Origin of the sequence: Streptomyces sp. WMMB303, assembly GCF_029351045.1 — a bacterium.
Taxonomy (GTDB): Bacteria; Actinomycetota; Actinomycetes; order Streptomycetales; family Streptomycetaceae; genus Streptomyces.
In genome coordinates, this window is the sequence record NZ_JARKIN010000001.1 from 5,946,516 (window position 1) to 5,968,154 (window position 21,639).

The window sequence follows — 21,639 nt, forward strand, 5'->3', positions numbered from 1 at the left end:
GGCCGGGACGCGGGTCACCGGCCCGCCGCGGACGGGATCGCCGCCGGGTCACCAGCCCACCGCGGGCGGGGTCGTCGTCGGGGGCGGGGCCGACCAGGGGTGCAGCACCAGCGCCCACACGGCCAGGGCCAGCAGCCCGGCCAGCACCCCGGTCCACAGCACCGCGCCGAGCGCCCGGCGGCGCCGCAGCAGCCGGGCGCCCTCCGCCAGGGCCCGCTCCGCCAGGTCGGCGGGGACGGGCTCGGCGGTGCGCTGCTGGACCAGGCGCCGCACCTCGGCCTCCTTGCGATCAGGCGGGCTCATGGGCGCTCTCCGCTGTGTCCGTCTCGTCCCGCTCGTCCCGCGGGGGCTGTGCCGGTCCGCGGGCCGGGCTGCTGAGCACCGTCGCCATGGCGCGGGTGTGCAGGGCGCGCACGCGTTCGACGGGGAGCCCGAGGCCGGCGGCGACCTGTTCCTCGGCGATCCCCTCGTGCAGCCGCAGGACGAGTACGAGCCGCTCCTGCGGGGCGAGGACGCCCAGCAGCCCGCCGCGCGGACGGCGGTGCCGTCGGCCGGTGCGGGCGAAGCGGAGGGCCAGCGCCTGCCGGGTGTGCTCGTAGGGATCGTCGCCGCGCAGCCGGGCCCAGTCGGCGCGGGTCCGCGCGAGTGCCCGCACCAGCAGCCGCTCCGCCTCCGGAGCGGCGCCGGGAGGTTCCGCGGTCAGCAGGGTGGCGGCATGCAGCAGCCGGCCGCCCGCGCCCGCGACGAACGCCTCGAACTCCTGGGCGCGGAGGCTCTCCTGCCGTGCCTGACGCTCTCGCACGCCGCCTCCCGTGCCGCCTATAGGACGGTAGGCAGGGAGATCAAATCAAGAGGCGCGTCACCACCGCGCCGCCGCCGGAACCGGAGTGCTCGGCGCCCCGGCGGTGGCGGCCGGGTTCCCGCGGCCGGGGGCGGGCCCGGGCGGGTCAGGAACCGGACTCCGGCGGCTGCGAGAGGCTGCTCGGGTTCAGTTCGAGCATCGCCGTGTTGAAGCGGGTCAGCAGTTTGCAGAACGTCCCGCGCTCCTCCTCGGTCCAGTCCTTGGTGATGAGCTGCATCAGGTTGCGGCGGGAGGAGCGGACCTCCTCCAGCCGGGCCTCACCGCGCGGCGAGAGTTGGAGGACGACGGCGCGCCCGTCCTCGGGGTGCGAGGTGCGCTTGACCAAGCCGGACTCGACGAGCGGGGCGACCTGCCGGGTCACCGTCGAGGAGTCGATGCCCATGCCGGCGGCGAGCGCCTTGACGCCCATCGGGCCTTCCTGGTCGAGGCGGTTGAGCAGCAGATAGGCGGCGCGGTCCATGGAGTTGCGGGCCTGTCCGAGCCCGCCGAGGCGGGTCTGCTCCGCGCGCCGCGCGTACACCGCGAGTTGGTGCTGCATGGCGTCCAGCGCGGCGGTTCCGGAGGCGGCACCGTCGTCGGCAGGCACCGCGGAGTCGTCCGGCGCGTCGGGGGTGTCTGTCGTCATGTCCGGATGCGTGGGCATGGCAGGTGCGCTCACTTCGTCGATCAGCAGGAGTTTTTGTTGAGTTTTGACAGTTTTGGGGTGGTCTGTTGGGTGTATCGACCTGAGGTGGTGGCCACAGAGTACGCGGAGCGGACCCACGGCGTACCTCCACTGCACGAACCAGTGACGCGGACCACCCCGCGCGGCCGCCCGGGCGGTGATCCGCCCACCGGCCGGGCGGCTGCCAGACTGGCGGAATGGTCACCAGCGCAGCCCCCTCCGCCACCTCCGGGCATCCCGAACTCCCCGTCTCGCTGGACGAGGTGCGCCTCGCCCGCAAGACGCTCGCGGGGGTCGCCCGCACCACCGCCGTCGAGGGCAGCCGGCACCTCTCCTCGCTGGTCGGCTCACCGGTGCACCTCAAGTGCGAGAACCTGCAGCGCACCGGGTCGTTCAAGCTGCGCGGCGCGTACGTGCGGATCGCGGGCCTGACGCCCGAGGAGCGGCGGCGCGGCGTGGTCGCGGCGAGTGCGGGCAACCACGCGCAGGGCGTGGCGCTGGCGGCGTCGCTGCTGGGAGTGCCGTCCACGGTCTTCATGCCGGTGGGGGCACCGCTGCCGAAGGTGGCGGCCACCCGCGACTACGGAGCGCGGGTGCGGATGCACGGCCAGGTGGTGGACGAGACGCTGACGGCGGCGAAGGAGTACGCGCAGGCCACCGGGGCCGTTCTCATCCACCCCTTCGACCACCCGGACGTGGTGGCCGGCCAGGGCACGCTGGCCCTGGAGCTGCTGGAGCAGTGCCCCGAGCTGCGGACCGTCGTGGTGGGGGTCGGCGGCGGCGGGCTGCTCGCGGGCATGGCGGTGGCGATCAAGGCGCTCCGCCCCGATGTGCGGGTGGTGGGGGTGCAGGCGGAGGGCTCGGCCGCGTATCCGCCCTCGCTGCGGGCCGGGCGTCCGGTGGCGCTCGGTTCCGTCTCGACGATGGCGGACGGCATCAAGGTCGGCCGGCCCGGCGACGTGCCGTTCGAGATCATCCGGACGCTGGTCGACGACATTCGCACAGTGTCCGAGGACGCGCTCTCCCGGGCGCTGCTGCTCTGCCTGGAGCGGGCCAAGCTGGTGGTGGAGCCCGCGGGGGCGAGCTCGGTCGCGGCGCTGCTGTCGGCCCCGGACAGCTTCGAGGGGCCGGTCGCCGCGGTGCTCTCGGGCGGCAACGTCGACCCGCTGGTCCTGCAGCGGACGCTGCGGCACGGCATGGCCGCGGCCGGCCGCTATCTGTCGCTGCGGCTGCGCCTCTCGGACCGGCCGGGCGCGCTCGCGGCGCTGCTCGGGGAACTGTCGGTGGCGGATGCCAACGTGCTGGACGTCGGCCATGTGCGGACCGATCCGCGGCTGGGCCTGGACGAGGTGGAGGTGGAGCTGCACATGGAGACGAAGGGCCCGCAGCACTGCGTGGAGGTCGCCTCGGGGCTGCGCGCGGCGGGGTACACGGTCATGAGCTGAGCGGGCGCGGGACGCCTCACCCCCTCGCTCCCCGGTTCTCACGCCCGGGAAGCACAGGACGCGAACTATCGCGTATTTCTTGACGCGATACATCGCGTCGCTTCATACTGCTGTGCGGCGAACCCCGGTACGCCGCATCTCCGTACATGCCGGAACTTCCCGGCACCTCTAGCATTTTCGTAGCGTGTCTCGCTCCACACTCTGGGAGTCCATCCATGCCAGGTGCCATATACGCCGAGGGGCTGGTGAAGACCTTCGGCGAGGTGAGGGCTCTGGACGGCGTCGACCTCGACGTCCCCGAATCCACCGTGCTGGGCCTGCTCGGCCCCAACGGCGCGGGCAAGACCACCGCGGTCCGGGTACTGACCACCCTCCTGCGTCCCGACGCGGGCCGCGCCGTCGTCGCCGGCCTCGACGTCCTGAAGAACCCGACCGCGGTACGCCGCTCCATCGGCCTCTCCGGCCAGTTCGCCGCCGTCGACGAGTATCTGACCGGCCGCGAGAACCTGCAGATGGTCGGGCAGCTCTACCAGATGTCCGGACGCGACGCGAAGAAGCGCGCACGGGAACTGCTGGAGCGCTTCAACCTCGCCGACGCCGCCGACCGGACGGCCAAGACCTACTCGGGCGGCATGCGCCGCCGCCTGGACCTCGCCGCCGCGCTGGTCGTCAGCCCGCCGGTGATGTTCATGGACGAACCCACCACCGGCCTCGACCCGCGCAACCGGCAGCAGTTGTGGGAAGTCATCGAGGAACTCGTCGCGGGCGGCACGACGCTGCTGCTGACCACGCAGTACCTGGAGGAGGCCGACCGGCTCGCGCACGACATCGCCGTCGTCGACCACGGCAAGGTCATCGCACGCGGCACCTCCGACCAGCTCAAGGCCCGCACCGGCGGCGAGCGCATCGAGGTCGTCGTCCACGACCGCGCGGACATCCCCGCGGCCCGCTCCATCCTCGACAGCCACGCGCTGCCCGGCCCGGCCCACGAGGGCTGCACCGTCGAACAGCACACCCGCAAACTGACCGTCCCGGTCGCCGGCGGCGCCAAACTGCTGGCCGAGGTGATCCGGGAGTTGGACGGCCGCGGCATCGAGATCGACGACATCGGCCTGCGCCGCCCCACCCTCGACGACGTCTTCATCTCCCTGACCGGCCACGCCGCCGAAGACGCGCGCGGCCCGGGCACGACCGACCAGGACGCGATCCCGAACCCGGGACCGGACGGGGACCGGTCCGCATCCCAGCAGCCGGGCGCGCACGCGCCGGAATCCGAGGAGAACACGCCATGACCGCCGCAGCGCAGGCGGCGTCGCCCACGGCCCCCAGGGGCCGCGGCGGCGCCGCCCAGTCGATCACCGACTCACTGGTGATGGCCAAGCGCAACCTGATCCGCATGGTGCGCATCCCCGAAGTCGTCATCTTCGGACTGATCCAACCGATCATGTTCGTGGTGCTGTTCAGCTACGTCTTCGGCGGCTCCATCAAAGTCCCCGGAGCCGGCACCGACGCCGGTTCCTACCGCGAGTTCCTGATGGCGGGCATCTTCGCGCAGACCGTCACCTTCGCGACCGCCGGCGCCAGCGCGGGCATCGCCGAGGACATGCACAAGGGACTCGTCGACCGGTTCCGCTCGCTGCCGATGACCCGCGGGGCCGTACTGACCGGACGCACCCTGGCCGACCTGGTGCAGACGGCACTGACCCTGGTCGTACTCGCCGTCGTCGCCGCACTCGTCGGCTGGGCACCGCACGACGGCATCCCCGACGCACTCGCCGGCTTCGGCCTGCTGCTGCTGCTCGGCTACGCGTTCACCTGGATCGGGGCGCTCATCGGGCTCTCGGTACGCACCCCGGAAGCCGCCACCTCCGGCGGGCTGATCTGGCTGTTCCCGCTGACCTTCATCTCCGTCGCGTTCGTCCCCTCCCAGAACATGCCCGCCTTCTTGCAGCACGTAGCGGAATGGAACCCCTTCAGCGCCACCGTGGTGGCCTGCCGCGAACTGTTCGGCAACCTGCCCGCCGGCTACCCCGTCCCGGACGCCTGGCCCATGCAGCACCCGGCCGTGGCCTCGGTGCTGTGGTCCGTGGTCATCATCGCCGTCTTCCGCACCCTGGCGGTCCGCAAATACCGCTCGGCCACCGGGTGAACGGCGCGGGCCGCACGGCCCGCGGCGCACCCGCCCCAGCACCCGCGCACACGCGGCGGACGGCCCGCGCGAAACCGCGCGGGCCGTCCGCCGCAGGCGTCGGGAGTTCCGCCATCAGCTCCGGTAGGGCTTCGCCTCCATGATGCGGACGGAGGCCATCTTGCCGTTCGGCAGCTCGTACTCGGCGTCCTGGCCGACCTTCTTGCCCATCACGCCGGAGCCCAGGGGCGACTGCGGAGAGTAGGTCTCGATCTCGGAGCTGGCGTACTCGCGTGAGGCCAGCAGGAAGGTGATCGTGTCGTCCTCGTCACCGTCGAAGGCGATCTTGACCACCATGCCGGGCTCCACCACACCGTCGTCCGCCGGAGCCTCACCGACCTTGGCGTTCTCCAGGAGCTGCTGGAGCTGCCGGATACGCAGCTCCTGCTTGCCCTGCTCCTCCTTGGCCGCGTGGTACCCGCCGTTCTCGCGGAGGTCGCCCTCCTCGCGAGCCGCCTCGATCTTCTTGGAGATCTCGGTGCGTGCAGGACCCGACAGGTACTCCAGCTCGGCCTTGAGCTGGGAGTACGCCTCCTGGGTCAGCCAGGTGACGTTGTCGCTGGTCTGGGTCACAGGTGCTCCTCGTCGGTACTGGGATATGAAGCTGATGCAGAAAACGCCCTACCAGAAAGGGTGCGCCTGCACTGGTGGGCGAAACCACGAGCTTAACAATTCCGCCGGAAAAGGGAAGAAGACTCCGGCTCCACCCCAGGTCAACAGGGTCCGCCGGACGAGCCGGAAGGTCGGCCGGACGCCGGGAGGCCGCCCGCCTCAGCGCTCCTGGCAGCCGATCAGCTCGGCACTCGTGGCGCGCGCCGTGGTACGCACGGTGACGACCTCGTCCACCCGGGAAGCCCCCGCGGCGAACTCCGCGTTCTTGCGGCCGACCTCGCTGCCGTCCTCCGCACGGGTGCGCAGCGTGCACACGCCCGCGGCCCCGGCCTCCTTGCGCACCTCCACGTGGACCTGCACCGCGCTGTCGGAGACCACCTTGAACTTGATCAACTCTCCGCTCACCTGCTGGCCGGAGATGTACGCGACCCCGAACCAGGTGATCAGCGCGAGCATCAGCGCCCCCAGCACACCGCCGGTGACCTTCAGCCGACGATCCGTGCGCGCCTCCCCGCCCGCGGCACGGCCCGCGGCACGCCCGTACCGCCCCTCGGGGACCTGTTGGCGCAGGTCGACCATGGTCCGTTCCTCTCGGCAGGCGCTCCGACCGTGCGCGGCGGACCCGGCCGGAGCCGGGCGGGCCCGGACCGGGAATACATCACGGTGCTGATTCGGTCACTATAGAAGCCGCTCCCGAATCCGCCGACGGCGGGCGGGGCCGATGGCGGAGCCGCTTTGACCTATGAGGATTGAGTTGTGACTGAGCAACTGCGACTGATGGCCGTGCACGCACACCCCGACGACGAGTCGAGCAAGGGTGCGGCCACCATGGCGAAGTACGTCGACGAGGGGGTGGACGTGCTCGTCGCGACGTGCACGGGGGGCGAGCGGGGCTCCATCCTCAACCCGAAGCTCCAGGGCGACACCTACGTCGAGGAGCACATCCACGAGGTACGCCGCAAGGAGATGGACGAGGCCCGGGAGATCCTGGGCGTGAAGCAGGCGTGGCTCGGCTTCGTCGACTCGGGCCTGCCCGAGGGCGACCCGCTGCCGCCGCTGCCCGAGGGCTGCTTCGCCCTCCAGGAGGTGGACGAGGCCGCCGGAGCGCTGGTGCGGCTCATCCGCGAGTTCCGCCCCCAGGTGATCACCACCTACGACGAGAACGGCGGCTACCCGCACCCCGACCACATCATGACCCACAAGATCTCGATGGTCGCCTTCGAGCACGCGGCGGACACCGAGAAGTACCCCGAGGAGGCGTTCGGCCCGGCGTGGCAGCCGCAGAAGCTCTACTACAACCAGGGCTTCAACCGGCAGCGCACCGAGGCGATGCACCAGGCGATGCTGGACCGCGGCCTGGAGTCGCCCTACACCCAGTGGCTGGAGCGCTGGGAGAAGATGGGGATCAAGGAACGCGAGATCACCACCTTCGTACCCTGCGGCGACTTCTTCGAGATCCGCGACAAGGCACTGATCGCGCACGCCACCCAGATCGATCCGGACGGCGGCTGGTTCCGCGTCCCGATGGACATCCAGCGGGAGGTCTGGCCGACCGAGGAGTACGAGTTGGCGAAGTCCCGCGTGGAGACCTCGCTCCCCGAGCACGACCTCTTCGCGGGCATCCGCGAGAATTGACGGTATGAGCCCGACGCAGACAACGCTCGTCCAGGTCCTTCCGCTCGCGAAGGACCTGGACGAGAACAAGGTGACCCCCGGCGTGCTCGGCTTCGTCGTCTTCGCCCTCATCGGCGCGGCCGTGTGGATGCTGATGAAGTCGATGAACAAGCACATGCGGCGCGTGGACTTCGAGGAGCCCGCCGGCACCGCGCCCGCGGCGGGCGCCACCGGCGGGACCGCCGAGGAGACCGCCGACGGGACCGACGCCGCCGACGCGCGCAAGGCCGAGGCCGCCGCCCCGGCACCATCCGAGCGAAAGGGCTGAGCGGCCCGCCGACCGCCCCGGCCCCTCGCCGCGACCTCCGTCTGGAGAACGACATGCTGTTCGGCAGGTTCAAGAACCGCGTCCCCACCCCCGAGGAAGCCCTCCAGGGCCGCCCCGAGCCGGAGTACGCGGTACCCGGGCGCCACACCGTGCTCGGCACGGCGCTCCAGGGCCCGTACCCGGAGGGTCTGGAGATCGCCGACTTCGGCATGGGCTGCTTCTGGGGCGCCGAGCGCGTCTTCTGGACGACGGACGGCGTCTGGACGACCCTCGTCGGCTATCAGGGCGGATCCACCCCGAACCCCACCTACGAGGAGGTCTGCTCGGGCCTGACCGGGCACACCGAGGCGGTACGCGTCGTGTACGACCCGGCGAAGGTCTCCTACGAGACGCTGCTCAAGCGCTTCTGGGAGTCCCACGACCCCACCCAGGGCTTCCGCCAGGGCAACGACACCGGCACCCAGTACCGCTCGGCGATCTACACTCACTCCCCCGCGCAGGCCACCACCGCCGAAGCCTCCCGGAACGCCTACCAGCAGGTCCTCACCGGCTCCGGACACGGCGGGATCACCACCGAGATCCTCCCCGCCGAGGGCCGCCCCTTCTACCCCGCCGAGGGCTACCACCAGCAGTACCTCGACAAGAACCCGGCCGGCTACTGCGGCATCGGCGGCACGGGCGTCAGCTGCCCGATCGGGCTGGCCCCGTCGGGCGAGTGAGGCGCGGAGAGCGGGCCCGCAGCCGCGTGGGGGCGCCGTCCGCAAGGACGGGGCGAACGAGCGTCGCCGCATCGGAGCGCTGACCGGCGAGGCGGACTGGGCTCGCCGGTATGACCGACTTCCTTCAGGTGGCGACGGAGACCCGGGAGCAGGCCACCACCCTCGCGGGATCGGTGGTGACGGCCCGGCTCGAGCCACGTGCGCAGATCGTCGGTCCGGTGGTCTCCGTCTTCCGGCACCTGGGCGAGTTCGGCACGGGGGAAGAGTGGCAACTGCTGTTCAAGAGCCCGTGCCGACCGGTACGCAGATCTTGAGGCGCACCTCGTGGAGCACCACCCGTGGAAGAACCCGGAGGTGTCGGCAGTGCCGATCGTGGCGGGTTCGGACGCCTACCTGCGGTGGGTGGAGCGGACAACCGAGCCGAACCCTGCGGACTGATCACTCAATTCCGGCCCGCTCCAGCACATCGGCCACGGCCGGAAGCCCCCGGTGATCGCTGAGCTGCCGGAGGAGCGGGGCGAGGCGCTGCCGTGGTCGGGCGGACGCACCGGAGGTCACGGGACGCTCTCCTACACCGCCCCGGGCGGCAGTGGCCATACACCCTCATGTACGGCACGGTGCACTGTCAGCGACAGCTCCGCGGCGTCTTCGGTGAATCCGGTGAGCAGCAGGCTCTTGTCGGCCCTGGTCCGGATTCGGCAGTGTACGTCCCATCCCATGGCCCTACTGATTGCGTTGTCCTGTCCGTGATCAGACACCTTGGCGATACTTTCCCATGGAATCACCCGGGTTTCGCCGGTCCTGCGATAGACCAGCCCGCCCTGGCGCAGCATGTAGACCTCGCCGTGCCGGCTGAGGTAGCGCAGCCCGTTGGTGATCCCCGACCAGAGAGAAACCAGCGCTACGCCGAGCAGCAGTCCGGCAAAGGCGCCGCTGGCCGACTCCTTGAAGGTCTGGATGACGACCGGAACGGAAACGGCCAAAGCCACCAACCCGGTCGGTAACCAGATGATCCCGGCCCGTCCATGTCGCGCCACGTCGGTCTCGTACCGACGCACGAACCTGCCCAGCTCTCTCTCACCCGGTACTGCCATCCGCCCCTCCCCCTGTCGTGCGTAGCATCTTCACTAGATGCTACGCAGGGCAAGAACACCGTGACAGTGGCTCCTTGCTCCCCGTGCCGTGCGGCGCGTCGTCCAGAGGGTTCCTCGCGGGAGCGGTCAGGGGGCGATCCGCCGCGCCGCACACAGAACCCGAACGAGAGCTCTCGGGCAGCCGGGGCTGATCCATCGGGGCGAGGCGCTGCCATGGGCGGACGGATGCCACTCTCGCTGAGAGTTCCCATCCCCGGCGATGGCTCGGCGATGGCCGTGGCCTGCTCGATCTCTCCCGCCAGGGAAGCGTCCCCGGGGCATCAGGATCGCGAACAGGTTCTGCCGACACACCGGCTCCATGCTGCGACCTGCGGCCATCAGATGTTCGATTGCCCTTACAGGCCGATGGTCAATGGCCGCACCTGTCGGCGCCGCAACGTCAGGTGCAGATGCGCCTCTGTCATTCGGCCGGATGGCCGACGCCGAGCAGGGCCAGAGGGTGCTGACCGGATGGCACTACCGCAGGAGTGAGCTCAAGGAGCTGGTCGTCGTCGAATCCGGCGACGAGCACAGCCCCCAGGCCGCTCTCGGCGGCTTGGAGGTAGATGTTCTGGCTGGCGTGCCCGGCCTCCAACCACACGTACCGCGCGCCCCGCTGCCCCAGCGGCCGCTGGTCGGCGAAGTGTTGCGTAGCCGCCTCCAGATCTCCGCTGAGCAGCAGGAGCACCGGCGCCTGACGCAGCCAGAGGTGGTCGGCGAGGGTGGTGCCGGCGACCCGGTCGCGGTGGTCGCCGTCGGCGATCAGGGTCAGGACATCGCGCTCGGCGTCGTATCGGTAGGCACCGGGGGCCAGGCCGTCGACGCTTCCCGCGACAGCTGTGAGTGTCAGTGGGTACAACGCATGTGCCGACGGGCTTGTGCGGCGCTCACCAGTAGTCCGCCCCTGCGCCGCCCACACCATGAGCGCGACGTGGCCGATGCTCAAGGGACGGGGCGCGAAACTGCGAGTGCTGCGTCGCTTTATCAGCATGGCCCCCAGACTTCCGACGGGAGGCGTGTGCCGAGCAGCCTGCAGTGGCGCTTCTCGCTGTGTCATCAGCCCAGGCAAGCACACACCGCAGGGCGGAGGTTGAGAGTGCCATGGCTGTCCCCGAGCAACGCGGGGAGGCCTCACGGTCGCATAGAGGTACGGCGTCTGTCGACGGAACTTCGAAGGCGCCAGTCCGGCACGCCTCCGGCCGCCTGCGGCGAGAGGGCCCTGGACATCGGGTTCACCGGGGTCGCCCGAGAGGCTGCCTTGGAATCCGAAGGCGTCGGCGAACATGCTCGCCGGAGGGGCGGGCAACGGCCGCGGGTCCGGCGGGACGACGCTGGGCTGTCCGCCGGGCGTGCCGGCCGGGCCCGAGGACGCGGGCTCACCTGCTGTGTCCGGGGCGCCGCGGAGCGCATGCTGGGTGGATGGATTGGTTGGTGTCGCTCCTCGGGGCCGGGCTGGTGCTGGCCGCACTGCGGGATCTGTTCCACACGCTCTGGCATCCGACCCGCAGGGGCGGCGCCAGCCGCCTCGTGATGACGGCGCTGTGGAGGCTGTCGCATCTGTTCCCCGCGCGCAGGGGCATGAACGAGCTGGTCGGGCCGCTGGCGATGGTGACGGTCGTCGGGATGTGGACCTGTCTCGTGGTCCTGGGGTGGGCGCTCGTCTATCTGCCGCACATGCCGGAGGGGTTCGCCTTCGCGGCCGGGCTGGCGCCGCACGAGCACGGGGATCTGCTCGACTCCCTGTACGTGTCGCTGGTCAACCTGGCGACGTTGGGGATCGGGGACATCGCGCCGACCGCGGGCTGGCTGCGGCTCGTCGCACCGCTGGAGGCGCTGGTGGGGCTGGCGTTGCTGACCGCGACGGTCTCCTGGGTGCTGCAGATCTATCCCGCGCTGGCCCGCCGGAGGAGCCTGGCGCTGCGGCTGGCCATGCTGCGCCGCGTCCAGCCGCCCGCCCAGTATCTGCACTCGGCCACGGGGGCGGCACTGCTGGAGGGCATCGCCGCGGAAGTGGTGCGGATCCGCGTGGATTTCACCCAGTACCCGGACGCCTACTACTTCCACGACGGCGAGGAGGACCTCTCGCTGGCCGCCACGATCGACTATGCCGTCGATCTCGGCCGCCGCGGGCACTCCAGTGAGCAGAGCGAGGTGCGGCTGGCCGCCACCGTACTCGGGAATGCGCTGGCAGACCTCGCTCTCGCTCTCGACCAGCGGTTCCTGCGGACGGGCGGCACTCCCGCGGAGGTCTTCACCGCGTACGCGCACGACCATGGGCGGCGGCCTCCCCTGCCATGACGGGGTCGGACGACTGCGCGTCCGGGAGCCGGCCGCCGGAGAGCCGCCGGGGCGCCCCGAGGACGGTCGGCGGGGGGACCGCGACGCGCCAGCCCGGGTTGTAGGTGTGCGGTACCGGGTGCAGTCGCCAGTCGGCCCGCGCCGCCCACGCGGGCAGCGGGACGCCGCGCAGGACGAGGGCGTGGGGGCGGCCCCCCGCGGCAGGACGGTCCTCCGCAGCCGGGTGGCCCTGCGCGGCGGGCCGGCAGCCCGCGGTGTGGGCGACGGGGATGGTGGAGCTGTTCCCGGCCAGTACGCACGGTGGGCGCACACCGTGGGCGCGCAGGACGCGTTCCATGCGCTGCCAGTCCTGGCGGGCCGCTGCCTGGATGCCGGAGTGGAGGTCCAACTGGTGGAGTTGGAAGCCGAGGTGCAGCAGCGCCAAGGTCGCCGCGAGCGGGACGAGCAGCCGCAGCTTCCGCGCCGTCCTCGCCCACCGGAGTGCTCCGCACACTCCCAGCGCGGCCACCGGTGCCAGCAGCGCATAGGTGGGCAAAAGGAAGCGCGGCGCCGCGTAGTCCATGAAGAACAGGTACGGGACGGCCACGGCGGCCGCCGCCGCGGTGGGCAGCACCGCGAGTGCCGTACGGCCCTCCTCGCGCGCCGTGTTGACGCCGAGGGCGACCAGTGGCGGGATCAGCAGCCACCATGCGGCGGACGCCCATCCGACGGTCGCCCCTTCACAGGGGCGGCAGAGCAGTGGCCCGTCGAGTGCCGCGGCGTGCCGGAACACGGTGTCCAGGGACAGGTGGAGGTGCATCCCGCCCTGGATGTCACCGGCCGCACGCACCCGCTCCAGCACGCTGCCGAAGCGCAGTCGGGCCTCCACTGCCCAGGGCAGCAGCCCGAGCAGCACCCCGGCCGTCGCGGCGAGCGCGACGGCCGGGGCCAGGGGCGGGGCCGGGGCCGGGGCTCCGGAGCGTGGCGGCCGGCCCGATTCCGGCCCGCCCGGCTCCGTCCGCTCCGGCTTCCGCCGGCTCTGCCTCAGGTGGGCCCACAGCGCGGCCCCGAGCAGCACGGCGACCGGCCAGACGGTGTCGTTGGGCCGTATCAGGGTGGCGGCGGCCAGCGCCGCCGCCACGGCGCCCCAGGTGCGCACCCGCGCCCGGACCGGTCCGGGCGTGGCCCCGCCCGCGGCCGCGGGGGACGACGTGTCACCGGGCGCGGGCACGCAGCAGCCGAGGGCCGCGGTCAGCCCCATGGCGACGTAGTGGTTGGGCATGGCGGCGCCCGCGTAGAACAGCGCGAACCACACGCTGCTGTAGAGCGCGGCGGCGAGCGGCACCACGCCCCGCCGGGCGACCGCGCGCAGCCACGGCAGGAAGCCGAGGTAGAGGGCGAGTGCCGCGGCGACGGTCAGATAGCAGCGCAGCAGCGGCACGGAGTGGCCGAGGGCGGCGACCGGGGCGATCAGCAGCGGCACGCCGCGGGTGCGGGGGGCGCTGAACGGCGTCTCGGGGCCGTAGGGGGCGAAGCGGCTGGCGTAGACGAGCTCGTCCCAGCCGAGTGGCAGGCCGGGGTGGACGACCGCCAGTGAGAGCGCCCCGAAGACCCCGCAGACGCCGGCCAGCCACCAGCGGTCCCGGCAACCGGTCGGCTCGGCATTCCGTGCAGTTGTGGACATGCACGGCATCCTGCCGCCGCGGCGGTGCCGTTCGCCGCAGGCGCCGCCGCGCGCCGGACCACGTGCGGGCGGGACGGCGTACCCTCGCTCGGGTGGTGGACGTGGACGTGGCGGACGTGGACTGGGTGGGGCGGGTCGGCGGACTGCGGCAGTGGTCCTCCGGGACGGAACGGGCGCCGCACAAACCGCTGTTGCTGCTGTACGCGCTGGGCCGGTTCCAGACCGCGCCGGGGAGCGGGCTGCGGTACACGGATGTCGAGGAGGACCTGGCCGGGCTGCTGCGCGAGTACGGTCCGCCCCGCAGGACGTCGCCGGGGTACCCCTTCCATCATCTGGTGAACGACGGCGTGTGGGAGGTGCGTACGGACTCCGGCCCGGACAGTCCGGGTCCCGGCGTCCGGCGGCTGCGGGAGAGCGGCGCGGTGGGCCGGCTGGTGCCGGAGCTGCGCGAGGCGCTGGACACCGATCCCGCCCTGCTGTCCGTCCTCGCCCGCACTCTCCTCGACCTGCACTTCCCGCCGTCCCTCCAGGCGGACATCGCCGCCGACGCGGGGCTGGACCTGGAGGCGGCGGACCTGGCCCGGATGACCGGGGAGCCCGGCGGGGCGGCAGACCGGACGCGGGTTCCGGCCCACCGCTTCGTCCGGGACCCGGGTGTCGCGCGGCGGCTCCGTGCCCGGGTGCTGGCCGCGTACGGCAACCGCTGCGCCTTCTGCGGTTTCGACGGCGCGCTGGGCCGCCGCCCGGTGGGGCTGGAGGCGGCGCATGTGCACTGGTGGGCGTACGACGGGCCGGACGAGCTGTCGAACGCGCTGTGCCTGTGCTCCCTGCACCACAAGCTGTTCGACAAGGGCGTGCTGGGATTGGACCCGGGGCTGCGGATCACCGTCTCCGCCCGCTTCTCCGGCGCGGGCGCCGCGGCCCGCGCCCAGGTCCGGGAACTGGCCGGGCGGCCGGTGGCGGCACGGGAGGAGGCCGGGGCGGCGCCGGTCGCCGCGCCCTACGCGCGGTGGCACACCACGCAGGTCTTCCGGGGTTAGGCCGGGGGTCGACGTATTACGGCTGCCGGGCCATCGCCCGGTGGAAGGCGGCGGCCATGGAGGCGGGGTCGTAGTCCTCGCCGACGCCCTCCGCGATGATCACGTCGCCGTCGATGTGCGCGGTGCGCAGCGGGAGCAGTTCCTGGTAGGCCGGGGAGGCGTACCAGGCGCGGGCCGTCTCCCGGTCGGGGAACTCGATGACGGCGACGCCGCCGGCCCAGGAGCCCTCCACCACCTCGGGGGCGCCGCAGTGCACGAGGAAGCGGCCCCGGTAGGGGTCGAGGCCCGCCTGGATGCGCTCGACGTAGGTGACCAGGTCGGGGTGGATCTCGCGGTTGCGCAGCCGGGCTATCGCGTACGCGGCCATGGGGGCCTCCGTGGGTCGAGTGGCGGTCTGGTGCGGCGCGACCAGTGTCGCCACGCGAGGGCCCGGAGGCGATGACCCGGCAGGTAAGGGCGGGCCCGCACACGGCTGCGGGCCCCGCGCAACGCGGGGCCCGCAGCCGTGTGGCGGAGGTGTCGGCGGATCAGACCGCGGAGCCGGCCTTCCACTCCGACCAGCTCATGTTCCAGCCGTTGAGGCCGTTGTCGGGCTGGATCGTCTTGTCCGGGGAGCCCTTGACCACGACGACGTCGCCGATCATCGAGTTCTCGTAGAACCAGCCGGCGTCGGTCGAGGTGCTGCCCGCGCCGCGGGTGTCCTTGAGGCCGACGCAGCCGTGGCTGGTGTTGCCGGAGCCGAAGGGCGCGCCCCAGTAGTTGCCGTGGATGAAGGTGCCCGAGGTGGACAGCCGCATGGCGTGCGGGACGTCCGGGATGTCGTAGCCCTCGGCGCCCTTGCGGCCGAACCCGACGGTGTTGCCGTCCATCCGGGTCTCCTTGTGCTTCTCGGAGATCACCATCTGTCCGTTGTACGTGGGGTTCTTCGCGCTGCCGGCCGAGATCGGGATGGTCTTGACGACCTTGCCGTCGCGCTCGACCTTCATCTTGTAGGACTTCACATCGACTGTGCTGACCTGCTTGCGCCCGATGTTGAAGGTGACCTTCTTGTCCTGGACGCCGACGTTGCCGTTGCCCGCCTTCACCCCGTCGAGGCCGAGGTCGAGGGTGACCTTGGTGTTGGGCTGCCAGTAGTCCTCGGGGCGGAAGTCGAGGCGGTCGTTGCCGAACCAGTGGCCGACGACTTCCTGGCCGCTGCTGGAGCTGACCTTGATCGCGGACTGGACGGCCTTCTTGTTCTGGATCTGCTTGTCGAAGGTGATGGAGACCGGCATGCCGACCCCGACCGTGGAGCCGTCCTCACCGGCGTAGGTGCCGATGAAGCTGTGCTCGGGCGCGACGGTGGTGAAGGTACGGTTCTCGACGGCCTTGCGGCCCTCGCCGTCCTTGGCCGTGGCGCTGATCTCGTACTTGGTGGCCCGCTCGAGCTGCTTGCCGGGCTTCCAGCTCTTGCCGTCGGAGCCGAGGCTGCCCTCTATGGTGGCGCCGCTCTGGACCGCCTTCAGGCTCACCTCGGTGAGCTTGCCGCCGGTGACGGTGACGTTGCCGCCGGTGTTGATGCTGGCGTTGTCGGCCCCGTCCTTGGCGGAGATCTTTATTCGGGCGGACGAGCTGTCCTTCTCGGCGGATATGTCGTTCTTGGTGGCCGACTTCTCGGTGTCGTCGCCGTCGTCACCACCGCCGCAGGCACTCAGCGTGAGCACCCCACCGAGCAGCGCGGCCGTGACCGCGAGACCCCTGCGGTGCTTCCCACCCGTCATCACTGGCTTCTCCATCTGCCTTCGGAACCCCATGTCTCCCCGGTAAAAAAAGCTGCGCAGCCCCCACAGCGTCCGAAATCGGACATGTGCGCTCCAGCTCCTTGCACAAGAACGCATCGGGGACTATGACCGGTTCCACTTTCTGTCAAACTGTGGTCCAGGACACCTGTCGCCTGGTAGGTAACTTCTCCTGGTTCCCAGGAAAAGCGGAAGTATGACTTCCCCCTTGCCTCCGCTTCTCAGTAACATCGGCCCGCGTACGGCCAGTTCGTCACTGACCCCCAAGCCGTACGCCGTACCCACGCACCCAGGAGGGCGTTCGTGTCCGAGGCCGGACCCTCGAAGCTGTCAGTCCACCGCCGCCCTCTGGCCACTGCCGCGGCGGCCGGCGGAGTCCTGCTCGCTCTCGGGTTCGTACCCACCGCCAACGCTACCCCCGAAAAACCTGAACATCCCACCCATCACAGCAACTCTGTGACGCGGTTGGAACATGCCGGGGGCGCGGCCGCGGAGTGACCCGCCGGTCACCGGGGGCGACGCTGCGTCACTCCGCCGCGGCGGCCCGGGCGGTCCCGCCGTCCCCGCGAGCCCGGCGAGGCCCGTAGCGGCGCAGCTAGGCGAGCGGTCCGGTGACCGGCCGGATCGCGTCCAGCAGCGCGCCGGAGCGGACGAAGTCCTCGGCCGCCGCGAGGTCCGGGGCGAGGTAGCGGTCCCCGCCCGGCCCCCCGGCCCCGGCCTCGCGCAGTCCCGCGATCACGGCCCGCGCAGCCTCCCCGGGCGCCAGTCCGGCCGTTCCGGAGCGCAGCTCGACGGCCCGGGCCGCCGCGTACACCTCGACGCCGATCACCCGGGCGAGTCCGTCCACCGCGGTGCGCAGCTTCCGGGCCGCCGACCAGCCCATCGACACATGGTCCTCCTGCATCGCGGAGGACGGGATGGAGTCGACCGAGGCGGGCACCGCCAGCCGCTTCAGCTCGCTGACCAGCGCGGCCTGCGTGTACTGGGCGATCATCAGTCCGGAGTCGACACCCGCGTCATGGGCCAGGAACGGCGGCAGGCCGTGGGAGCGGTTCTTGTCCAGCAGCCGGTCGGTGCGGCGCTCGGCGATCGAGGCGAGGTCCGCGACGGCGACGGCGAGGAAGTCGAGGACGTAGGCGACCGGGGCTCCGTGGAAGTTCCCGTTGGACTCGACCCGCCCGTCGGGCAGCACCACGGGGTTGTCGACGGACGAGGCCAGCTCCCGCTCGGCGACCGCGCGGGCGTGCGCGAGCGTGTCCCGGCCCGCTCCGGCGACCTGCGGCGCGCAGCGCACCGAGTAGGCGTCCTGCACCCGCGGCGCGTCGTCCTGGTGGTGGCCGGTGAGCCCCGATCCCTCCAGCACCTTGAGCATGTTGGCCGCGCTGGCGGCCTGCCCCGGGTGCGGCCGGACGGCGTGCAGTTCGGGGGCGAGCACCCGGTCGGTCCCCAGCAGCGCCTCCAGCGACAGAGCCGCCGCGACATCGGCCGAGCTGAACAGCCGCGCGAGGTCGGCGCACGCCATCAGCAGCATGCCGAGCATCCCGTCGGTGCCGTTGAGGAGGGCCAGCCCCTCCTTCTCGCGCAGTTCCACGGGGGCGAGGCCGTGCTGGTCGAGCAGCTCGGCGGCCGGTCGCAGCACGCCGTCGGGGCCCTCCGCCTCGCCCTCGCCCATCAGCGTGAGGGCGCAGTGGGAGAGCGGGGCGAGGTCGCCGGAGCAGCCGAGCGAGCCGTATTCGTGCACCAGCGGTGTGATGCCCGCGTTGAGCAGGTCGGCCATGGCCTGGGCCACCTCGGCGCGTACCCCGGTGCGGCCGGAGGCGAGGGTCTTGAGCCGCAGGAACATCAGCGCGCGCACCACTTCGCGCTCCACCCGCGGGCCCATTCCCGCGGCGTGCGAGCGGACGATGTTGCGCTGGAGCTGGGCGCGCAGGTCCGGGCCGATGTGCCGGACGGCGAGGGCGCCGAAGCCGGTGGAGACGCCGTAGACCGGGTCGGGCTTGGCGGCCAGGTCGTCGATGAAGCGGCGGGCGGTGCGCAGCGCTTCACGGGCCTCTTCGTGCAGCTCGACCCGGGCGCCGTCCCGGGCCACGGCGACGACCTCCTCGGGGCTGGTGCCCGAGCTCCGGACGACCACAGTGTGCATATTCATATTCACGAACCCTAGTGAGTGAATTGCCATCTGTCACGAGGTGCCGACCGGCCCCGGGCTAGGAAAACTAGCTTTCTACCTAGGGATCCTAGGTTTAGGCTGCGGACCGTACGCGGCCGACGCCGGAGAGGATGGGTGAGCGCATGGTGCGCGCGGGTCTGACCGTGGACCGGATCGTCCAGGCGGCAGCCGAGCTCGCGGACGAGGTGGGCCTGGACAATGTCACGCTGTCCGCGCTGGCCCGCGGGTTCGGCGTCAAGGACGCCAGCCTCTACTCCCACGTCCGCAACCTCGCCGACCTGCGCACCCGGCTCTGCGTCCGCGCGGCCCGCGAGATGACCGACCGGATCGGCGCCGCGGTCGCCGGGCGCGCGGGCAAGGACGCGCTGATCGCGTTCGCCGACGCCTTCCGCGGCTACGCCCTCGAGCACCCCGGCCGCTACGCCGCAGGGCAGCTCCAGGTCGATCCCACCGTCGCCGCCGAGTCCGTCGGCCACCGCCGCAGCATCGAGCTGACCTACGGCATGCTGCGCGCATACGGCCTCCGGGAACCCGATCTGACCGACGCCGGACGGCTGCTGCGCAGCACCTTCCACGGCTACGCGGACCTGGAGACCCGCACCGGGTTCAGCCACCCGCGGCGCCTCGACGACTCCTGGCACCGCTCCCTGGAAGCGCTGCACTTCCTGCTGGAGAACTGGCCGCGGACCACGCAGCCGGAGCCGCGGAACACCGGTGCCCCGCACCCGGTTCCGGACCCGGACCCGGCCGCCGGGTGCGGGGCCGAGGACACCGGGTACGGGGCCGAACACATCGAGCACACCCGAGAAGAGGAGAAGACCGGTGAATGACCGATCCCCCGACGCCGCCGAGCCCCGTTCCGGCTCGCTGCCCGTCCCGGGCGCCACCCTCGGCTACGAGGTGCGCGGCACGGGACCGCTGCTGCTGCTCATACCGGGCGGCGCCGGGAACGCGCACGTCTTCCACGGCGTGGCGCCCGCGCTCGCCGCCCACTTCACCGTGGCGAGCTACGCACCGCGCGGGGTCAGCGGCAGCCCGCTGGACGCCCCCGGTGAGGAGCAGCGCGTGGCGGTGCACGCGGCCGACGCCGGACGGCTGCTCGATCTGCTCTCCCCCGACGAGCCCTGCTATGTGTTCGGCACCAGTTCCGGCGGCATCACCGCCGTCGAACTGCTGACACTCCACCCCGACCGGGTGCGGCTCGCCGTCGCGCACGAGCCCCCGCTGGCCCGGGTCTCAGCCGACCCCGGACCGGCACTGGACGCGTTCGCGCAGATCAGCGACGTCGCCGTACGCGAGGGTGTCGGGCCCGGCTACGCGCGGATGGGTGCGGCGATGGGCGAAGCCAAGCCGCTCGACCCGGACGAGGACGAGGGCGCGCCGGAACCGATGCCGGAGGGGCTGCGGGCCGCCGTCGAAGCGAGCAGCGCCCACTTCCTGGGACACGTGCTGAAGCCCTTCTCCCACCACAGCCCGGACCTCGCCCGGCTCCGGGCCGCCTCGGGCCGTCTGGTCGTCGGGGTCGGCCGGGCCTCCCGCGGGCAGCTCCCGCACACCCTCGCCACCGAGCTGGCCGAGTCGGTGGGGGCGCGGTGCCGGGAGTTCCCCGGCGGCCACCTCGGCAGCGTCGAGCACCCGGCGGCGTTCGCCCGCGCGCTGCACCGCACCCTGCGGGAGGCGGAACCCGCACCGGAAGCCGACCGCTGACACCGGCGCCGCGGCCGGCGACTGCGCCTGCGCGCCTGCGCCCGACGAGGACTCCGTCCGGGGGCGGGCGCGCGGCGACCGGGCTCAGCTCCGGCGGAAGCGACGGCGCTCGGGGGCGGGCGGCAACGGATCGGGGGTGGCGGCCAGCCGGACCGTGGGGTCGTCGGGCCCGCCCTCCCGGCCGGCGATCACCGGCTCGCCGGAGCGCAGTGCCTTGGCGCGGTACTGGGCGGCGTCCGCCAGCCGGAAGAGGCGGTGCGCGGAGCGTACGGCGCCCACCGGCTCGCCGGTCGACGCGATCCCGCAGGCCACCCCCTCCCCCAGCTCCAGCTCGGCGGCCCTGCGGCACAGTCCGCCGACGGCGTCCACCACCTCGTCGGCGGCGGGGCCCACGGCCAGCAGGCAGAACTCGTCGCCGCCCAACCGCCCGGCCAGTGCGCCGGGCAGGGCGGCCGCCCCCGCGGACAGCACGGCGGCGAACCGTTCCAGCAGCCGGTCGCCCGCCTCGTGGCCCTGGGCGTCGTTGACCCCTTTGAGCCCGTTGATGTCGCAGACGACGAGGCTGACGACGGTGCCCAGATCGCGGTGGAGCGCGATCGCCTCGTCCAGCCGGGTCTCGACGGCGCGCCGGTTGGCGAGTCCGGTGAGGGGATCGGTGTAGGCGAGCCTGCGGACCTCCTCGAGCTGCTCGTTCTGTGCGATGCCCGAGGCTATGAGGGCGGCGAGCACCGCGGCGAAGTCGGCGTCACCACGGGTGAAGGGGGAGGCCCCGGCGGGCCGTGCCACATACAGCTCTCCCCAGGCCCGGCCGCGCAGCACTATCGGTGCGATCACGCAGGAGCCGCGGCCCCTGCGGCGGCGTGCGGCCACCTGCCGGTAGCCGTACGCGGCCGGGTCCCCGGCGCCGCCCACCGCCTCCGGGCCGTCGCCCACCACCCACGCCTGCGGCCGGCCGCCGCCCGCCCACCACTCGTGGAGCAGGTCGGCGAGCTGCGGGAAGTCGTGCACCGGGTAGGACTCGTCGGCGGGGAACTCGGCCTCTTCCGGGGCCCGCTCCCCCACGTTGGCCAGTACGCGCAGTCTGCCGCCGGCCGGCTCCCAGACGGACACGGCGGCGAACGCGCCGCCCATCGCCGCGCGGGCGCCCTCGGCCGCCGCGTGCGCTATGTCCCGGTGGGAGCGTGCGACGGCGGCCGCGGGGTCTTCCTCGGGGTGCGGGTGCGGGCGGGCCGCTGCGGGCGCCGAGGTCTGGGCCGCCGCCATGGCCTGGGACAGCACGACGACGGCATCGAGGCGCGCGTCCGCGTCCTCCACTGTTCGACCCATACGCCAAGATTAGGAGGCTTCGTCCTGTTCCGCCGCACGGATCATTACGCAGAGCCTCACTCTAAGAAGAAATCCCCGGGCCGCACACCGGA

22 protein-coding genes and 1 pseudogene are annotated in these 21,639 nt (G+C 72.3%); 11 read left to right on the forward strand and 12 right to left on the reverse strand.

Translation table 11 applies throughout. The annotated features are described in order from the left end of the window. Positions 1–48: 48 nt before the first annotated feature. From P2424_RS25820 to P2424_RS25830, 3 genes are all read right to left on the reverse strand, one after another. A complete protein-coding gene (locus tag P2424_RS25820) occupies positions 49–303 on the reverse strand; it encodes a hypothetical protein (RefSeq protein ID WP_276478107.1) in 255 nt (84 codons plus the stop codon). Further along, entirely contained in the window at positions 290–802 is a 513-nt protein-coding gene (locus P2424_RS25825; protein ID WP_276478108.1) for a sigma factor-like helix-turn-helix DNA-binding protein, read from the reverse strand. The genes P2424_RS25820 and P2424_RS25825 overlap by 14 nt, the downstream gene beginning before the upstream one ends. Before the next feature lie 145 nt (positions 803–947). Beyond that, positions 948–1,400, reverse strand: a complete 453-nt coding sequence (locus tag P2424_RS25830; RefSeq protein WP_237735864.1) for a MarR family transcriptional regulator — start codon at positions 1,398–1,400, stop codon at positions 948–950. 323 nt (positions 1,401–1,723) lie between these two features. Between P2424_RS25830 and ilvA the strand changes: the two genes are divergently transcribed. The 3 genes from ilvA (at position 1,724) to P2424_RS25845 (ending at position 5,120) form a co-directional block, all read left to right on the forward strand. Next, a complete protein-coding gene (ilvA, locus tag P2424_RS25835; protein ID WP_276478109.1) occupies positions 1,724–2,971 on the forward strand; it encodes a threonine ammonia-lyase in 1,248 nt (415 codons plus the stop codon). A gap of 215 nt (positions 2,972–3,186) precedes the next feature. Then, complete coding sequence (locus tag P2424_RS25840; RefSeq protein WP_276478110.1) at positions 3,187–4,263, forward strand: ATP-binding cassette domain-containing protein; 1,077 nt, start codon at positions 3,187–3,189, stop codon at positions 4,261–4,263. Continuing rightward, positions 4,260–5,120, forward strand: coding sequence for an ABC transporter permease (locus tag P2424_RS25845; protein WP_276478111.1), 861 nt, complete (start codon positions 4,260–4,262; stop codon positions 5,118–5,120). The genes P2424_RS25840 and P2424_RS25845 overlap by 4 nt, the downstream gene beginning before the upstream one ends. Before the next feature lie 114 nt (positions 5,121–5,234). Here P2424_RS25845 and greA read toward each other — a convergent pair whose 3' ends face one another. Together greA and P2424_RS25855 are read right to left on the reverse strand one after the other, a co-directional pair. Next, entirely contained in the window at positions 5,235–5,732 is a 498-nt protein-coding gene (gene greA / locus P2424_RS25850) for a transcription elongation factor GreA (RefSeq protein WP_019357705.1), read from the reverse strand. Between the two features lie 198 nt (positions 5,733–5,930). Next, complete coding sequence (locus P2424_RS25855) at positions 5,931–6,350, reverse strand: DUF4307 domain-containing protein (RefSeq protein ID WP_276478113.1); 420 nt, start codon at positions 6,348–6,350, stop codon at positions 5,931–5,933. Positions 6,351–6,527: 177 nt separating this feature from the next. Here P2424_RS25855 and mca point away from each other — a divergent pair, with 177 nt between their 5' ends. The 4 genes and pseudogenes from mca (at position 6,528) to cutA (ending at position 8,870) form a co-directional block, all read left to right on the forward strand. Next, positions 6,528–7,406, forward strand: a complete 879-nt coding sequence (gene mca, locus P2424_RS25860; RefSeq protein ID WP_112494235.1) for a mycothiol conjugate amidase Mca — start codon at positions 6,528–6,530, stop codon at positions 7,404–7,406. 4 nt (positions 7,407–7,410) lie between these two features. Further along, complete coding sequence (locus P2424_RS25865; protein WP_276478114.1) at positions 7,411–7,713, forward strand: hypothetical protein; 303 nt, start codon at positions 7,411–7,413, stop codon at positions 7,711–7,713. 53 nt (positions 7,714–7,766) lie between these two features. Continuing rightward, the gene (msrA, locus tag P2424_RS25870) at positions 7,767–8,432 is read left to right on the forward strand and encodes a peptide-methionine (S)-S-oxide reductase MsrA (RefSeq protein WP_276478115.1); all 666 of its coding nucleotides are present in this window, start codon (positions 7,767–7,769) and stop codon (positions 8,430–8,432) included. A gap of 110 nt (positions 8,433–8,542) precedes the next feature. Next, positions 8,543–8,870: pseudogene (cutA, locus tag P2424_RS25875) on the forward strand (divalent-cation tolerance protein CutA). A 131-nt stretch (positions 8,871–9,001) separates the two neighbouring features. On the opposite strand, the gene P2424_RS25880 reads toward cutA, so the two are convergent. Next, positions 9,002–9,526, reverse strand: a complete 525-nt coding sequence (locus P2424_RS25880; RefSeq protein ID WP_276478116.1) for a hypothetical protein — start codon at positions 9,524–9,526, stop codon at positions 9,002–9,004. 460 nt (positions 9,527–9,986) lie between these two features. After that, the gene (locus tag P2424_RS25885) at positions 9,987–10,850 is read right to left on the reverse strand and encodes a SagB/ThcOx family dehydrogenase (protein ID WP_346660117.1); all 864 of its coding nucleotides are present in this window, start codon (positions 10,848–10,850) and stop codon (positions 9,987–9,989) included. Positions 10,851–10,984: 134 nt separating this feature from the next. Here P2424_RS25885 and P2424_RS25890 point away from each other — a divergent pair, with 134 nt between their 5' ends. Beyond that, a complete protein-coding gene (locus tag P2424_RS25890) occupies positions 10,985–11,863 on the forward strand; it encodes a potassium channel family protein (RefSeq protein ID WP_276478118.1) in 879 nt (292 codons plus the stop codon). Here P2424_RS25890 and P2424_RS25895 read toward each other — a convergent pair. Continuing rightward, positions 11,817–13,526: a hypothetical protein gene (locus P2424_RS25895; protein ID WP_276478119.1), complete on the reverse strand. Its 1,710-nt coding sequence runs from the start codon at positions 13,524–13,526 to the stop codon at positions 11,817–11,819. The genes P2424_RS25890 and P2424_RS25895 overlap by 47 nt on opposite strands. 116 nt (positions 13,527–13,642) lie before the next feature. Between P2424_RS25895 and P2424_RS25900 the strand changes: the two genes are divergently transcribed. Further along, positions 13,643–14,566: a phosphorothioated DNA-binding restriction endonuclease gene (locus tag P2424_RS25900; RefSeq protein ID WP_276479130.1), complete on the forward strand. Its 924-nt coding sequence runs from the start codon at positions 13,643–13,645 to the stop codon at positions 14,564–14,566. Between the two features lie 16 nt (positions 14,567–14,582). On the opposite strand, the gene P2424_RS25905 is transcribed toward P2424_RS25900, so the two are convergent. The 3 genes from P2424_RS25905 to hutH form a co-directional block, all read right to left on the reverse strand. After that, positions 14,583–14,933 (reverse strand): DUF1330 domain-containing protein, encoded by a 351-nt coding sequence (locus P2424_RS25905; protein ID WP_276478120.1) that lies wholly within the window; start codon positions 14,931–14,933, stop codon positions 14,583–14,585. A 160-nt stretch (positions 14,934–15,093) separates the two neighbouring features. Further along, entirely contained in the window at positions 15,094–16,326 is a 1,233-nt protein-coding gene (locus P2424_RS25910) for an Ig-like domain-containing protein (RefSeq protein WP_276478121.1), read from the reverse strand. A 613-nt stretch (positions 16,327–16,939) separates the two neighbouring features. Beyond that, positions 16,940–18,487, reverse strand: coding sequence for a histidine ammonia-lyase (gene hutH / locus P2424_RS25915; protein ID WP_276479131.1), 1,548 nt, complete (start codon positions 18,485–18,487; stop codon positions 16,940–16,942). Positions 18,488–18,636: 149 nt separating this feature from the next. Between hutH and P2424_RS25920 the strand changes: the two genes are divergently transcribed. After that, the gene (locus P2424_RS25920) at positions 18,637–19,344 is read left to right on the forward strand and encodes a TetR/AcrR family transcriptional regulator (protein ID WP_276479132.1); all 708 of its coding nucleotides are present in this window, start codon (positions 18,637–18,639) and stop codon (positions 19,342–19,344) included. After that, positions 19,337–20,221 (forward strand): alpha/beta hydrolase, encoded by an 885-nt coding sequence (locus P2424_RS25925; protein WP_276478122.1) that lies wholly within the window; start codon positions 19,337–19,339, stop codon positions 20,219–20,221. Before P2424_RS25920 ends, P2424_RS25925 begins: the two co-directional genes overlap by 8 nt. Before the next feature lie 84 nt (positions 20,222–20,305). Here P2424_RS25925 and P2424_RS25930 read toward each other — a convergent pair whose 3' ends face one another. After that, positions 20,306–21,547, reverse strand: coding sequence for a sensor domain-containing diguanylate cyclase (locus P2424_RS25930; RefSeq protein WP_276478123.1), 1,242 nt, complete (start codon positions 21,545–21,547; stop codon positions 20,306–20,308). Positions 21,548–21,639 lie beyond the last annotated feature (92 nt).